Origin of the sequence: Curtobacterium sp. PhB115 (assembly GCF_003752025.1) — a bacterium.
GTDB lineage: Bacteria > Actinomycetota > Actinomycetes > Actinomycetales > Microbacteriaceae > Curtobacterium.
Genome location: NZ_RJKR01000008.1, coordinates 198,443 through 213,440, shown reverse-complemented (window position 1 = coordinate 213,440; position 14,998 = coordinate 198,443). Strand labels below are relative to the sequence as shown.

The 14,998-nt window shown below is 72.7% G+C and carries 15 protein-coding genes; 11 read left to right on the top strand and 4 right to left on the bottom strand.

Going from position 1 to position 14,998, the window contains the following annotated elements; genetic code table 11:
- Positions 1-10 precede the first annotated feature (10 nt).
- The 6 genes from EDF19_RS12520 to EDF19_RS12495 all read left to right on the top strand — a co-directional run bounded on the left by EDF19_RS12520 (position 11) and on the right by EDF19_RS12495 (position 5,882).
- On the top strand, positions 11-661 hold the full coding sequence (locus tag EDF19_RS12520; protein WP_123681207.1) for a GntR family transcriptional regulator: 651 nt from the start codon (positions 11-13) through the stop codon (positions 659-661).
- A 185-nt stretch (positions 662-846) separates the two neighbouring features.
- On the top strand, positions 847-1,302 hold the full coding sequence (locus EDF19_RS12515; RefSeq protein ID WP_123681206.1) for a MarR family winged helix-turn-helix transcriptional regulator: 456 nt from the start codon (positions 847-849) through the stop codon (positions 1,300-1,302).
- Positions 1,303-1,652: 350 nt separating this feature from the next.
- Positions 1,653-2,534, top strand: a complete 882-nt coding sequence (locus EDF19_RS19175) for a phospholipase (protein ID WP_185022822.1) — start codon at positions 1,653-1,655, stop codon at positions 2,532-2,534.
- 127 nt (positions 2,535-2,661) lie between these two features.
- Complete coding sequence (locus tag EDF19_RS12505; RefSeq protein ID WP_123681205.1) at positions 2,662-3,828, top strand: low temperature requirement protein A; 1,167 nt, start codon at positions 2,662-2,664, stop codon at positions 3,826-3,828.
- Between the two features lie 227 nt (positions 3,829-4,055).
- A complete protein-coding gene (locus tag EDF19_RS12500) occupies positions 4,056-4,619 on the top strand; it encodes an NAD(P)H-dependent oxidoreductase (protein ID WP_185022821.1) in 564 nt (187 codons plus the stop codon).
- A gap of 111 nt (positions 4,620-4,730) precedes the next feature.
- Positions 4,731-5,882, top strand: a complete 1,152-nt coding sequence (locus EDF19_RS12495) for an FAD-dependent monooxygenase (RefSeq protein ID WP_123681204.1) — start codon at positions 4,731-4,733, stop codon at positions 5,880-5,882.
- Positions 5,883-5,949: 67 nt separating this feature from the next.
- Here EDF19_RS12495 and EDF19_RS12490 read toward each other — a convergent pair whose 3' ends face one another.
- On the bottom strand, positions 5,950-6,894 hold the full coding sequence (locus tag EDF19_RS12490) for a PrsW family intramembrane metalloprotease (protein ID WP_123681203.1): 945 nt from the start codon (positions 6,892-6,894) through the stop codon (positions 5,950-5,952).
- A 153-nt stretch (positions 6,895-7,047) separates the two neighbouring features.
- Between EDF19_RS12490 and EDF19_RS12485 the strand changes: the two genes are divergently transcribed.
- The 4 genes from EDF19_RS12485 (at position 7,048) to EDF19_RS12470 (ending at position 9,413) form a co-directional block, all read left to right on the top strand.
- Positions 7,048-7,764, top strand: a complete 717-nt coding sequence (locus tag EDF19_RS12485) for a YoaK family protein (RefSeq protein WP_123681202.1) — start codon at positions 7,048-7,050, stop codon at positions 7,762-7,764.
- A gap of 191 nt (positions 7,765-7,955) precedes the next feature.
- On the top strand, positions 7,956-8,573 hold the full coding sequence (locus EDF19_RS12480) for a hypothetical protein (RefSeq protein ID WP_123681201.1): 618 nt from the start codon (positions 7,956-7,958) through the stop codon (positions 8,571-8,573).
- On the top strand, positions 8,557-8,943 hold the full coding sequence (locus EDF19_RS12475; RefSeq protein WP_123681200.1) for a nuclear transport factor 2 family protein: 387 nt from the start codon (positions 8,557-8,559) through the stop codon (positions 8,941-8,943). Before EDF19_RS12480 ends, EDF19_RS12475 begins: the two co-directional genes overlap by 17 nt.
- 2 nt (positions 8,944-8,945) lie before the next feature.
- Positions 8,946-9,413 (top strand): hypothetical protein, encoded by a 468-nt coding sequence (locus tag EDF19_RS12470; protein WP_148071097.1) that lies wholly within the window; start codon positions 8,946-8,948, stop codon positions 9,411-9,413.
- Here the strand turns inward: EDF19_RS12470 and EDF19_RS12465 are convergent.
- Genes EDF19_RS12465 through EDF19_RS12455 form a run of 3 tightly spaced genes read right to left on the bottom strand, consistent with a single transcriptional unit; the run spans position 9,341 to position 12,200 of the window.
- On the bottom strand, positions 9,341-10,273 hold the full coding sequence (locus EDF19_RS12465) for a family 1 encapsulin nanocompartment shell protein (RefSeq protein ID WP_123681198.1): 933 nt from the start codon (positions 10,271-10,273) through the stop codon (positions 9,341-9,343). The genes EDF19_RS12470 and EDF19_RS12465 overlap by 73 nt on opposite strands.
- Complete coding sequence (locus tag EDF19_RS12460; protein WP_123681197.1) at positions 10,270-11,391, bottom strand: Dyp-type peroxidase; 1,122 nt, start codon at positions 11,389-11,391, stop codon at positions 10,270-10,272. Before EDF19_RS12460 ends, EDF19_RS12465 begins: the two co-directional genes overlap by 4 nt.
- Positions 11,388-12,200: an aquaporin gene (locus EDF19_RS12455; RefSeq protein WP_123681196.1), complete on the bottom strand. Its 813-nt coding sequence runs from the start codon at positions 12,198-12,200 to the stop codon at positions 11,388-11,390. The genes EDF19_RS12460 and EDF19_RS12455 overlap by 4 nt, the downstream gene beginning before the upstream one ends.
- A gap of 157 nt (positions 12,201-12,357) precedes the next feature.
- On the opposite strand from EDF19_RS12455, the gene EDF19_RS12450 reads away from it, so the two are divergent.
- Positions 12,358-14,964: a helix-turn-helix transcriptional regulator gene (locus tag EDF19_RS12450; protein ID WP_123681195.1), complete on the top strand. Its 2,607-nt coding sequence runs from the start codon at positions 12,358-12,360 to the stop codon at positions 14,962-14,964.
- Positions 14,965-14,998 lie beyond the last annotated feature (34 nt).

Here is a 14,998-nt window from a genome sequence, read left to right as displayed (position 1 = left end):
AGGAGAACGCATGCCGGTCCCCACCAGTGCCCCGACCGAGCACCAGCTGCTCCGCGACACCGTCCGGCACAAGATCCACGCCGCGATCATGGACGGCACGCTGGAACCGGGCGAGCGCCTCAACGACGACGAGCTCATCGCCTGGCTCGGCGTCTCACGCACCCCCATCCGCGAGGCCCTCAGCCAGCTCGCACGCGCCGGCCTCATCGAGATGGCCCCGAACCGGTACACGCGGGTCACCACTCCGGACCCGGACGAGGTGCTCGAGGCGATGCAGACCCTCGGCGTCCTGTTCGGCGGAGTGGTCCGTCTCGCGGTTCCGCGCCTGACCGCCGGGACCCGCAAGAAGGTCCTGGCGCAGCTCGACAAGACCATCGCCGAGTTCGAGTCGCACGACGTCCCGGCCGTCAACCACGACGCGCTCGACGTGTTCGCGCTCTTCGTCGCCGAGTGCGGCAACGACAACCTGCAGCGCGTCTGCCGCGACACCATGGACGGCCTGGCCTTCCGCCTCCGCCTGCCGAACCTCGACGAGCTCGTCGACTGGGACCAGATGACCGCCGACTTCCGCCGCCTGCGCGAGGCGACGGAGTCGGGTGACAACATCGCCGCGGAGCTCGCGACCGAGGCGATCCACCTCTTGCCGGGCGAGAAGCGCTGAGTCCGGCTGTACCGTCGTACAGGAACCCGTCCGTCTCGTCAACGCGAGGCGGGCGGTCTGCGTTCCACGGGCCTCCAGGACGACCGTCTCGGGACCGATGGACGCGCGGACGGCGCTCCCAGTCTGCTGCGCCCGTGAGCCGATAGCATCGCTGCGACCACCCGTTCTCCCACCCGGAGCAGCACATGAGCACCCGCCCGACGGACCGCACCGAGGTCGCCGCACGCCTGGCCGCCGCAGTGGGGCGGATCAACCGGCGGGCACGCACCGACTCCGCCACACTCGGCTACGGGATCGTGTCCGCGCTCGCGACGATCCAGCGCGAGGGACCGCTGCGTCCCGGCGACCTGTCGCGGATCGAGGTCGTCACGAAGCCGACGATGACCCGCATCCTGACCGAGCTCGAGCAGCGTGGGTTCATCGAGCGCGAGGCCGACCCGCGCGACGGCCGCGCCTTCATGGTGACGGCGACTCCAGCCGGCATCGAAGCGGTCGAACGGGCCAGGACGACCCGGACCGGCATCGTCGCCGAGCTCATCGCCGAACTCGGCGAATCCGACGTCGATGCGATCGCCGGAGCCCTCGACGCCCTCGAGCGCGTCGCGCAGGGCGAGGGCACCCAGGAACCTCACACGTCCTGAGCGCGATCGACCCCTGATCGGGCCGTTACCGAACCGTTACCAACGGGTGGACGGACCGTTCTGCCAGTGTTCCTGGACCCGTCGTCCAGGTCCGCGGGTGAGGGTGTCGACTTCGCCAGCCGGCGGTCCCCCACGGCCGCCCCGGCGGACGGACGGGCCCCACATCACCGTCCGGTCCCCACCGGCTCGCGGACTCCCCCAACGACGACGTCACCGTTGTGCGACCAGCACAGCTGCGCAGCGATGCTGCGCAGCACTGCCGCACCCGACGCGCGTCACCAGCACGCCGCACCACCCCCGGCGCGCTGGTCCAGGAAGTCCGCCCACGAGCCGCCGAACCACCGGAATCGATGACAGGACGCACCTCGGACCTCCCCACCACCACCGCCTCGACACGACGTGAGGCCCTGGACTCCCCCACCCGCCGGATGCGCCGAGCACTCCGGCACCGCGCGACGCTCATCGTCGGCGGAGCAGCGGTCCTCGCCGTGGCCGGCGGCGCCGTGACCGTCGGCACCCAGCCCGCGATCGGCGAAGCGCTCGGTGTCCCGACGATGTCGGCGAGCGCGACCGCGAACGGCACGGCCGACCCGGCGCTGCACGGCACCGCGCTCGACCGGGCGCAGGCCGCGGCGACGATCTCCACCGCGAAGACCGTCGTCGCGACCGCGAACGACAAGACCGACACCGCCTCGCTCGAACGGCACATCGATGCGCTCAGCGACTACCCGGAGCTCTCCGGCGCCGCGCTCACGAGCCGCATCTCGACGACGGTCACCTCCGTCGAGCACGTCGCCACCGCCAGCGCCACCCAGGACAAGCGCGACGTCGACGCGAAGGCCGCGGCCGTCGCGAAGGCCGCGGCGGCGAAGCGCGCAGCTGCTGCAGCGGCCGCAGCCGCGGAGAAGCTCGCCGCCGGCAACACCGTCGCGGGCGCGAAGGCGACCGCGACCTCGCTCGCGTCGTCGGAGTACGGCTGGGGCGCCGACCAGTTCCAGTGCCTCGACAACCTGTGGACCAAGGAGTCCGGCTGGAACTACCAGGCCGTGAACGCGAACGGCGGCGCGACCGGGATCCCGCAGGCGCTGCCCGGTTCGAAGATGGCGACGATCGGCTCCGACTGGCAGACCAACGCCACCACCCAGATCAAGTGGGGCCTGCAGTACATCAGCGCGGCGTACGGCACCCCGTGCTCCGCATGGGCGCACTCGCAGGCCAGCAACTTCTACTGAGCACGAGTGCGAGCGCGCACGCACGCACGAACGCACGAACGCACCGCGAGCGCGCACACGCAGCACGAGCACGCACACGAACGGCCCCGGGTACCGCCCGGGGCCGTTCCTCGTGTAGGCATACCGAGTGACGACGATCGGACTGCGCCGGATGGCGCCCCGCGACCCCGCCGAGGGCCACCGCGCCGCCAGCCCCCTCGAGCTCCTGTTCGACCTGGTCTTCGTCGTCGCGGTCGGGTTCGCCGCGACGAACCTGCACGAGATCGAGACCGAGGGCCACGTCAGCTCCGCGATCCTGTCGTACGCGATGGTGTTCTTCGCGATCTGGTGGGCCTGGCTGAACTTCACGTGGTTCGCCAACTCGTTCGACACCGACGACTGGCTGTACCGCATCATGACGTTCGTGCAGATGGCGGGGGTCCTCGTGCTCGCCGCCGGGGTGCACGCCGCGATGACGGAGGGCGACTTCACCATCCCGGTCATCGGGTACGTGGTGATGCGCCTGGCCCTCGTCGCGCAGTGGCTCCGCGTGGCGGCGTCGTCCCCGCGGTACCGCCGCACCGCGCTCCGGTACGCCGTCGGGATCGTGATCGTGCAGGCGCTCTGGGTCGGCATGCTCGCGCTGCCGGACGGGTCGATGCCCTTCGTCGCTCCGGTCCTCGTCCTGCTCGAGGTGCTGGTCCCGCCGATCGCCGAGGGGACCTCCGAGACGACGCCGTGGCACACGCACCACATCGCCGAGCGGTACGCGCTCTTCACCCTGATCGTGCTCGGCGAGGGGCTCGTCGCCTCGGCGAACGCGGTCATCGACGGCCTCGCGCACGCCGACCACATGGGACCGTTGCTCGTGCTCGCGGCAGCCGGGCTCGTGATCGTGGCGGGGCTCTGGTGGATCTACTTCTCGCGGGAGCAGCACGAGCACATCAGGAGCCTGCCGACCGCGCTCGTGTTCGGCTACGGGCACTACTTCGTGTTCGCCGCCGCCGGGGCGATCCCGGCTGGCATCGAGGTCGCGGTGAGCGCGGACGCCGGCGAGGCCGACCTCTCGCACGCGTCCGTCGCTGCCACCATCGCGGTGCCGGTCGCGCTCTTCGTGCTCGCGATCTGGGCGCTCGCGCTCCGGCCGTCGCTGTCGGTCGGCTGGAACACCGTCGTGGTGGTGCTCGCCGTGCTGATCCTCGCCTCGATCGGGGTGCCCGGTGCGTCGCTGGTCGCGACGGCGCTGCTCGTGGCGGCGATCGTCGTGGTGCTCGAGGTCGCCGAGCGACGGCCGGGCCGGCGCCCACTCGCCTGACGCGCGCCCGGCGGTCGACGGGACCGACCGTCGGCCTGGAGGCGGGGGCGGGCCCGCCACGGGCCTCCCGTCCGCCGTCGCGGCAGCGACAGCCCCCGAACCGCTCGCGGGACGCGCCCGCGTCGGGTCAAACGTCGCTAGCCGCGCATCGCGCGGCCTCCGTAGCCTCGTCGGACACCCAGCGATGCGCCAGACGCGACGCGGGAGACGCGGAACGGAGCCGGCCAGTGCGAGCGAACACCCGATCCGTCGAGGCGACCCGGTTGCTCCTCGTCGTCGCACATCCGGCGCTCCCGCTGTCGCACCTCGACCAGCACCTGGTGGCCGCGGTCGCCGACGTCCCCCGCGCGACGGTCCGTGACCTCTACGCGACGTACGAGCACGACGCCTTCGACCCGGACGCCGAACGTCGTGCCGTGACCCGGGCGGACGAGGTCGTCCTGCTCCTCGCGGTGCACGGGCGCCGCGCCCCGCGGTTGGCGCGGGCCTGGTCCGACGCGGTGCTCGACGGCTCGCGGTACCCGGAGCACGCGTTCGGCGTCGTGGCGCACGGCGGCGTCGAGGAGCCGGCCGTCGAACCCGACGCCGTGCAACGCCTGGCGTTCGATCCCGAGGTCCACCGCCTCCGTCACCTGGCGCACCGTGCGGAGATGCGGTGGCGGGGTGCGCTCGTCCTGCGCGGCAGCGCCACGCCCGCGATCGGGCCGGCCGACGTCGTCCAACACGTCCTCGCGTTCCTGACCGGAGCCCGGGAGACCACGTCCACCACCCAACGAGAGGACCGACGATGACCGACAAGACGCCCCGCGAGGAAGCGATCGAGAAGCTCGAGGAGGCCCGCGAGGAAGAGAAACGACGGGCCGAGGAAGACGAGAAGCGACGCCTCGAGTAGGAACCGGACCATGACGACTCGACACCCTTCGTTCACGCCCCGTCGCGTCGCCGTCGTCGGCGGCTCGCTCGGAGGCCTGTTCGTCGCGACCCTGCTGAAGCAGGACGGGCACGACGTCACCGTGTTCGAGCGGTCCTCCCGGGGACTCGCTCGACGCGGTGCCGGGCTCGTCGCCCAGCAGGACCTGTACGACGTGCTCCACCGGCTCGGTCTCGACCAGGCCGCGGACGTCGGGGTCGTCGCGGCGGAGCGCATCACGCTCGACCGGTCCGGCCGGGTCGTGCAGCGCGACCGGACGCCGCAGACCCAGGTGTCCTGGGACCACCTCTGGGTCACGCTCCGGGAGCTCCTCGACGACGACGAGTACCTGCTCGGCCACCGCGTCGAGGAGGTCCGCTCGGACGACACGCACGCCGAGGTGGTCTGCGACGACGGACTGGTCCGCTCCTTCGACCTGGTCGTCGGCGCGGACGGTGCGAACTCGGTGGTGCGGCAGTTCGTCGCACCCCGGGACCACACGAACCAGTACGTCGGCTACAGCACGTGGCGGGGACTCGTCCCCGAGGGTGCGCTCGACGACGATGCCGCCGCGGTGCTCCTCGAACGGTTCGCGTTCTACAACGGGCCCGGCTCGCACATGCTCGGGTACCTCGTGCCCGGGCCGGCCGGCGACACCGGGTTCGGCTTCCGTCGCTACAACTGGGTCTGGTACCGGCCGATCACCGCGGAGCAGCTCGCGCGGATCATGCGGGACTCCGGCCGGAGCGCCACCGACCAGTCGCTGGCGCCGGGCGACCTGCCGGAGTTCCTCCGCGACGAGCTGCGCGCCGATGCGGTCGCCGAGCTCCCGACGGCGTTCGCCGCGGCCGTGGTGGCCGAGCCGGAACCGTTCCTGCAGGGCATCGTCGACTACGTCGCACCGGCGCTGACCGCGCACCGTGTCGTCCTGACGGGCGACGCCGCCGCGGTCGTCCGGCCGCACACCGCGATGGGTGCGGCGAAGGCGGCCGGGGACGCGCTGGCGTTGAGCGACGCCCTCGGTCGCTGGCCGCTCGAGGCCGCGCTCGCGACGTACGACAGCGACCGGCTCGAGGTCGCGCGTGCGGTGGCGCAGTACGGGGTCCGGCTTGGCCGCTCGCTGCCGTTCGCGGCACGCGTCTGACAGCGGGGAACGGGGCGGACGGTGCGCACCAGGCGCGCCGCCCGCCCGCGCCCCCGCGCGGGACGTGTCAGCCGCGGGCCCGGGCCGCCGTGCGCGCGTGCCGCAGCACCAGCACGAGCACCGTCACGCCGATCGCGGCGTCCACCGCGATGCCCACGACGTAGAGCGTCGTCGCGAGGTCCCCGACCGCCTGCTCCATCCCACTGGGCAGGAACCCGCGCCGGAGCGCCGCCGCGTTGCCCGTCAGCACCAGCGCGAGCGTCGACGCGATCTCCGACGTGGAGTCCCAGAGCGCGTGCAGCATCGCCACCCCCGCGTACGCCAGCGGGACGGCGAACGACCAGCGGAACCGGTCACCCCGCGAGGCGACGCCGAACACGACAGCCCCGAGCAGTGCCGTCCACAGCACGTGCCCGACGGGCGACAGGATGGCGCGCACGACCTCGGTCTGCAGGAGCGACGGCAGGTCGATGCCGCCAGCGCTGATCGCCGCGTTGAAGGCGTACCCGGCCGACTCGAAGGCGGCGAACCCGGCGCCGATCGTCGCACCGAGCAGCGCACCCTGCCGAGCGGTCTTCGGCACCACCCGCCACCCGACGACCACGAGGATCGCTCCCTTGACGAACTCCTCGATGAACCCGACCACCACGAACACCCACACGCTCTCGTGCAGGCGTGACTCGAGCACCGACGCCCCGAGGACGCCGCAGATGCCGCCGACGAAGAACGCGAGGACGAGTTGCAGGGTGCTCACCGACCCCTGCACCCGCTCGACGGCGAAGAGCACCACGCAGAACGGCACGAGGAAGCTGCCCAGCAGGACCAGCGTCGGCACCAGGTTCACGTTGCCCGTCGCGGCCGTCACGACGATCGTCACGACCCAGAGCGCGAACCCGACGAGCAGCGTCTTCCACCACCACCCGCGTCGGTGGTGCCGGTCCGGGTGCAGCGCGGCGGTCGCACCGGAGATCGTCGGGTTCGTCGGGCTCGTCGGGTTCGTCAGCTTCGTCATCGTGGCTCCAGTCGGGTGATCGGCAGCGTCCCGGTCATTCTCGGAGCACACGGACCCTCGACGACAGAGTCGCGTGACTCACTTCCCCGGCACGGGCGCGGATCGGGCCATCCGACGCTTCCCGGCCGTCCCGCGGCGCACGAACCTGAGCGCATGACATCCGAACCGCGCACCGCGATCCCCGAGCACCACGCTCCCCCGTCCGACTCAGGCGTGCACGTGGCGCTGGTCCTGCTCGCCGTGGCGTCGGGAGCGGCGGACGCCTTCGCCTTCCTGCAGCTCGGCGGGATCTTCACCGCCAACATGACGGGCAACCTGGTGCTCGCCGGCATGTTCACGCGCCCGGGGTGGCCGGTGACCCTGGCGGGTGCCTCGACCGCCGTCGTCGTCTTCGCCGCCGCGACCTACTGGGGGTTCCGGGCCTCACCAGCCCCCGTCACCGGGAACCGGTACCCGCGTCGGTCGATCGGCGTGCTGGCCGGCACCGCACTCGCCGCGCAGTGCGCCCTCGTCGGCGTGTGGATCGCCGTGTGGAGCGTCGACGGAGCACCCGTCCCACTCGTCTGGAGCTGCGTCCTCGTCGCGTTGTCCGCGGCCGCGCTCGGGGTCCAGACCGTCCTGGCGAAGCGGCTCTCCGGGGCGTCCGGTCTCACGACGACGTTCGTCACGGGCACGTTGACGAGCCTGATGGAGGGACTCGCCGAACGCCGCCGCGGTGCACGGGCGGTGCAGGCAGCCGTCGTCGTCGCGCTGGTCGGCGGCGCCGTCGCGGGCACCACCCTCGCACACCTGGTGCCGCCGGTGGCACCACTGCTGCCGTTGCTGCTCGTGGCGGTCGCCTCGGTCGTCCTGCTCCGTCGCGCACGGTGACGCCGCGCGCCGGTCCGTGGCCGGTCCCGGTGGCCGGCACCGGGTCCTGCAGACGGGACGAAGCGGCCTGGAGGCCCGTGGCGGGCCCGCCCCGCGCCTCCCGTCCGACCGCCGAAGCGGTCATTTGACCGACTCGGGAAGCCGCGTCGGCCTCGGAGGATCGGATCCTCACCGAACGCGAAGGAGACCCCGTGGAACGCACCATGCGCATCGCGTCCGCCGTCACGGTGGCGGTGCTCGCCGCCGCACTCGGCGGCTGCACGTTCACGACCCCGCAGGAGACGAAGGACATCAAGCAGGTCGTGAACGGCACGAACGCGGACGTCGGCCACGTCGAGGTCCGGAACGCGATCGCGCTGACCCGGGACGGCGACGTGGTGAGCCTGAGCATGACCGTGCTGAACGCCGGCGAACGCCAGGCGGACGTCCGGTTCTCGTACCCGACGACCGTCGGACACGTCACGCAGGTCCTGCCCGTCCGCCCCGGGGCGACCGTCTTCCGGGGCACCAGGCCCGGCGACGAGCAGATGCTCCTGGAGGACACGGACGCCCGGCCCGGGGCTCTGCTGCGGGTGTTCGTCGACGCCGGCGGACGGGCCGGACGGACGCTCGAGGTCCCGGTGCTGAACGGGCTGCTGCCGGAGTACACGGACCTGCTGCCGACCGCGCCCGCTGCGGCGCCGGTCGCCCGTCGTGGCGCCACGACCGTCACCATCACCGTCACCGATCCCGTCACCGACCCCGTCACCGACCTCGTCACCGACCTCGTCACCGATCCCGGAGGGAAGCACCATGTTGGAACCCATTGACGACGCCGTCGCGAAGATGACCGCGTCGATCGAGAACGAACTCGTCGTCCGCGACTTCCTCGACAACTTCCGGGCCCGGGAAGTCGAGCAGCTCGTGCCGTTCCTGGACGCGGACGTCGTCTACCAGCCGAGCACCTGCAGCCGCGTGCACGGCCGCACCGAGGTGCTGCGCCTGTGCCAGGCCATCCTGGAGAGCTTCGAGCTGTTCGAGATCGTCCCGAACCGGGTGGCGGCGAGCGGCTCGATGGTCCTGCTCGACCAGACGCTCCGGATCCGCTTCCCCGGCGAGGACGAACGCACCCTGATGAGCCTCGCCTGCTTCGAGGTGCACCACTTCCAGATCACCAGCTGGCGACAGCTGCAGGGATGACCGTGGCCAGGACACCAGCCGTCGCGCTCCGGCCGACCGGGGTGCAGACCGTCGTGGTGGCGGACATCGCCGCGGCTGTCACGTGGTGGGCGCACCTGACGCAGCTGCGCGCGGTCCGCTTCGTCCGCTCCGGCGACCTGGCCGCGGTCCACCTCGCCGGCGCAGAGGTCGGGCGCGCCCGCACCCGGCTCGTGGTCCTCAGCGGTCCGGGCGCCGAAGAGGCACACGTGACCACCCTGCGGCACACGCTCGACCCGGTGCTGCGGCAGAGCACCGCCCCGGCCGGGCGGGCGGTGCGGTCGGCACTGCCGATCGCCGACCCGTGGGCGAACACCGTGCTCGTGACGGCACGACGCGACCGGTTCACCCCGGTGGTCGTCCCGTCGAGCGCCGGCCGTCAGAGCGCTCGGCGCAGGACCACTGCGGCTTCCGGGGTGTTCACCCGGAAGGCGAACGACTCCTCGACGTAGAGGGTCACCGCGTCGGCGTCGTGGTGCAGGTACCCGAGGCTGAGGTCCTCGCCGACGGTGAGCACGAAGTCACCGCCGCGCTGACTGATCAGCACGGACTCGTCGATGCCGGGGGTGCGCTCGACGTCGCCGCCGGTGATGCCCTCGAGCTGCTTGCGGAGCGGGTACCCGCCGTCGTCGGTCTCGACGATCTCCGCCCAGTCGACGGGCCCACAGGCGAGCGCGTACGGCCCGGCGACGCCGGCGTCGCGCAGTGCCGCGACGGCCGCGGTGACCGCCGTGCGGAACGACTCCGGAGTGCCGTCGTGGGTCTGGGACCGCTGCGTCGAAGCCGCACCGACACCGGTGATGCCGGCCTCGGTCCAGCCGCGGAGCGTGGCCCGGTTCTCGTGCGCCGCGAGCCGCAGAGCCGCCTGGTCGAGGTCGGTCAGGTCCACGTCGGTGGCGCCGCGGGAGAAGTCGACCATCTCCTCGAGGCGGACCGTGAACGTCGCGCGGACCTCGCAGAGGGGCAGGACCCTGCGGCGTCGGGCGACGATGCCGGCGGTGCTGGCGGTGCTGGCGGTCGCGGGCTCGGTCCGGGTCTCGGCCCCGGTCGCGGGCTCGGTCCGGCTGTCGGGCCCGGTCACGGGCTCGGTCCGGCTGTCGGGCCCGGTCACGGGCTCGGTCCGGCTGTCGGGCCCGGTCACGGGCTCGGTCCGGCCCAGGTCGACGGCGGAGTACTGCCAGCCGCGGGGGCCGTCGAAGTCGACCACCCGGCGTGCGGTCAGGGCGGGGACGAGCCGGTCGCGTGCCTCGGCATCGAGCATCGCCCAGGCGTCGTCGCCGAACGGTGCGAGTTCTCGGAGGAGGTGGTTCATGACGTGTGTCCTTCCGTGCGTCGGAGCGAGCCGATGCCGAGGCCGGTGTCGTGGTCGTCTCGGTGTCGGTCGGTGTCCGTGTTCCGGTCTCGATCGGTGTCGGTGTCGGTGTCGGTGTCGGTGTCGGTGTTCCGGTTCCTGGGTTCCGCTGGGGGCGTCGCGAGCCCGGCGAGGTCGACGAGCCGGTCCCGCGACGGGGCGAAGAACGTCGTACCGGTGACCGCGCGGGAGAAGTCGAGGAGGCGGTCGTAGGTGCCCGGCGGATCACCGACGAACATGCGCTCCAGCATCCGTTCCAGCACCCACAGCTGCCCGCTGTACCCGATGAAGTACGTTCCGTACTCGCCGCTGCCGGGTCGGCCGAACGGCATGTTGTCCCGGAGGATGTCGTGTTCGACGCCGGCGTCGTCGACGATCGTCGCGAGGGACTTGTGCGACGGGCGGACCTCGGTGTCGCTGTCCCGCTCGACGTTGTCCGACTTCGAGCGGCCGATGATCCGCTCCTGCGCCTCCGTGCCGAGCGCGTTCCAGGCGGCGAGGTCGTGCAGGTACTTCTGGACGACGATGTAGCTGCCCCCGGTCCACGCCGGGTCCTCGTCGCCGACGAGCGCCGAGGCAGCGATCTCCTGCGCGACGGGGTTCGCGGTGCCGTCGACGAACCCGAGCAGGTCGCGGGTGTCGAAGTAGCGGAAGCCGGTGACCTCGTCGACGACCTGGACGTGGGTGCCCAGCGCCTGGAGGAGCAGGCGCTCGAACTCGAAGCAGACGTCCTGGCGCTCAGCGCGGATGTGGAAGAGCAGGTCGCCGCCGGTCGACGGAGCGTCGTGGACCGGCCCGGACACGGGGACGAACGAGTGGAGTTCCGCGGGCGCCGAGTACGGCGAGAACCGGCTCCACGCCGTCGCGCCGATCCCGACGACGCACGACAGGTGCGCGTCGAGGTCACGGAAGCCGACCGTCTTGAGCAGCCCGTCGATGCCGCTGACGACGTCACGGACGGCGGCGAGGTCGTCGTCGTCCGGGCCGATGTCGAGGACGAGGAACACCGCCGACCGGGACAGCGGGGCGTCCACGCTCTGCGCGTCGATCGGGACGCGCCCGCCGGCCGCCCCCGTCATCGCTCCACCCGCTGCGGCACCGGAGCCGACGCCGCGGTCTCGAAGAGCACCCGGTTCGTCGCTCCGGCGATGACCGCACCGGCCAGCGGCGCGAGCACGAAGAGCCAGAGCTGCGCGGCCCACGGCCCGCCGGCGAACACCGCCGTCGCGACGGACCGCGCCGGGTTGAAGCCCGCGTTGTCGATCGGGATCGCGACGAGCAGCAGCAGCGTCAACGTGATGCCGATCGGGATCGGGGCGATCGAGGGGGTTGATCGGGCGTTGGTGACGCCGAGGATCACGAACACGAAGACCGCCGTCCCGACGACCTCGACCAGCAGCGCGGACGGCAGGGCGACACCGCTCGGCGAGTGCGCTCCGTACCCGTTCGACGCGAAGCCCCGGGCGAGGAGCTCCCGCACCGCTCCGCTGCCACGTCCGGCCACGAGACCGAGGACGCACGCCGCCCCGAGGAGTCCGCCGACCAGCTGCGCCACGACGTAGCCGGGCACCTCGCGCCACCGGAGCCGTCCCGCCACTGCGAGCCCGACGGAGACCGCGGGGTTGAAGTGCCCTCCGGAGACCGGGCCGAACGCACACGCCCCGACGATCACGCTCACACCGAGGGCGATCGCGACCCCGAGGATCCCGACCGGGGCCGGAGTGGAGTCGGCGCCGCCCGCTGCGGCGCCCGCGGCGGCGTCGGCCGTGGCGGAGAACGTGGCCGTCCCGATCAGACCGAGGACGAGGACGAAGGTCCCGGCGGTCTCCGCGGCCCACTTGCCCGCGCGGGTGGGGGTCGCCGGTCTCGGCGCGTCCGGGAAGGTCATCTCCCGAGCGTCGCAGCCCCGGACCACCCACGCCTGAGTCGGATGACCCGCTCTGCCGACTCGGCCGACGGGGGATGCCGCTGCCGTCCCCGGGGGATGTGGCGCCCTCGGTCACCCCGTTAGCGTCCGGAGCAGCCGACGAGACCAGGAGCCATCGATGAGCATCAGCATCCCGGACGCGCGAACGATGCGCGGGACCCTGCACGACGACGACGTCTTCCGACGGGCGATCCACGCCTCGTCGAGCACCACCGACCGGTTCGTGGTCGTCGAGGGGCCGCGCGGGTCGGGCAAGTCCCATGCGCTCGCCAGCATCGCGGCCGCAGCACGCGCGGACGGCCACGGGGTCGTCGAGCTGCGGTCCTCCGGCGGCGACCCGGTGATCGCCGCGTCGTCGCTCGGGCAGTGGCTGTCGCTCGTGCAGGACGTCGAGGCACACCGCACGGCCCGGACCGTGGTGCTCGTGGACGATTTCGACGCGCTCGCCGAGAGTGCCAGGAGCACGCTGCAGACGGTGTTCACCGGACTGGTGCACGAGACCGACGTCGTGTGCGTCGTCGCGGTCGAGGACCGTCGCAGCGTGCCCGGGTGGATCGACCTGCAGTACGTGCCGCTGCGTCCGCTCGACGACGCTGCCGCGGAGGACCTGCTGCGTCGCGACCGGGTCGATCTCCCCGCGACCCGGATCGCGATGCTGCTCCGCCTGGCGGAGGGCAACCCGTTCCTCCTGCACGCGGTCGGCGCGGCGTGGTCGTCCGCGCCAGCAGCCGATCGTTCCGCGTCCTTCCCGACGTCCTACCCACGCCTCGGTCCCACGACCGACGCTGCCGCCCACGCGTTGGACGGGCTCTCCGACGGAGCGCGCGAAGCGGCCCTGGTCCTCGCGGTCGCATCCGTCGAGTTCGCCGACGACGTCGCATGGGACGGACAGGCGGCACCGGTCCTCGACGCGGGCCTGCGCCCGCTGGTCGTCGAGGGTGCGTCGGGACCGGCGTTCCGCGACCCGTTCGTCCGGGTGCACCTCCTCGCGACGACACCCCCGGCCGAGCTCCGCCGTGTCCGGTCGCTGGTCGCGGCCTCGACGGGCGTGCCGGAGCGGCTCCGGGTACTCGCAGAGGCGTCCGCGTCCCCCAGGCACGACGACTGCCTCGTCCCCCGGCTGATCGCCCTCGTCGACGAGTCCTTCCGGCTCCGCCGCCCGGACGACGCCGCCACCGCGCTCCTCGAGGCGGCCCGCCTGACCTCGTCCGACACCCGTCGGGCCCGGCTCCGCGCACGTGCCGCGGCGATCGGGGCGTTCACCGGCGACTTCGGACTCGTCGATGCCGAGGCCGAGCGGGCCGCGCTCCGCGACGAACGCCAGGAGCCCGCCCTCGTCGGCGCGCTCGAGTTCGTCCGCGCGCTCCGGACCGGTGACGTCCGGGCCGGGAAGCGCGCCGTCCTCACGGCACTCGAACGCCCCGACGGCGACGACGACGTGCTCGTCGTCGCCCTGTTCGTGCTCTGCTGGCTCCGCGGTGACGGTTCGTGGTGGGACGAGGCACTCGCGATCACCGCGGAACGTGACCTCGACCCCGTGCTGCGACTCGTCGAGGACTGCCTCGACCCCGACCGTCCCGACGCCGATCGCGACGCGATGTACCGCGAAGCGCGGATCTCGGCGGCCGACGCGCAACCGTGGAAGGCCGTTGCGCTGCACGTCGCGTGGACGCTGCTCGACGCGACCGACCCGCGTCGCGAACTCGTCGACGCGATGCTCCGCCGCAGCGGGAACGACGGGCTCCTCGGGTACTTCACGACCTGCCGCGAGGCCGTCACCGCGTACCAGGCCGGCCGCCTCACGACCGCGAGCCGGGCGTTCGAACAGGTCCGCGAGCGCGCCGAGCAGTGGGGCGCCGGGACCCTCGTCGCGCTGGCCGAAGCGCTGCAGGCCCTGATCCACTCGCTGCAGGGCGAGAGCGAGGCCGCGACCGAGAAGGCGGACAGCGCCACCCGGTGGGCGCTCCAGCACGGTGCGCCGCTCGTGGCCCGAGCGGCCGACCACGCCCGGTCGTCGCTCGACGTCGCCACCGGACGGTTCGAGGAGGCCTACGCCCGCTCAGCGACGCGACCGCCCGCCGTGGGCAGGTGGTTGGAGAACAGCTACGGGCCGATCGAGCTGCTCGACGCCGTCGAGTCCGCCGCCCGGCTCCGCCTGACCGACCACGGTGTCTCCCTCGTGGTCGCGGCCGAACGCGCGCAGGGCGCGCAGACCACCCCGCGGCGGTCGATGATCCTCAAGGCCGCCAGAGCCGTCCTCGACACCGGCGCCGATGCCCGGTCCCTGTTCGAGGAAGCACTCGCGACCGTCGAGAGCGAGGTCGCACCGTTCGAGGTCGCGCGGGTGCGGCTGGCCTACGGCGACTGGCTCCGACGGAGCATGCACTCGCTCGAGGCGCGGACCCAGTTCCGGCTCGCCGCGAGCACCTTCGAGGTCCTCGGCGCCACGCGCTGGCGGACCCGGGCCGAGGGTGAGCTGCGCGTCGCCGGCGGAGCCGGTGTCCCGTCCACGACGGCCGTCGACCCGTCCGTCGAGCTCAGTGAGCAGGAACGTCGTGTCGCGTCGCTGGCTGCGGCGGGGTTCACGAACAAGCAGATCGCGAACCAGCTCTACCTGTCACCGCGCACGGTGAGCGGTCACCTGTACCGCCTGTTCCCGAAGCTCGGCGTGACCACCAGAGCGGGCTTGCGGGATGCGCTCCTCGGGTTGGGCGGGCAGCAGTAGGGGTGGTGCCGGTACCGGTTTCGTTCACCGGCGC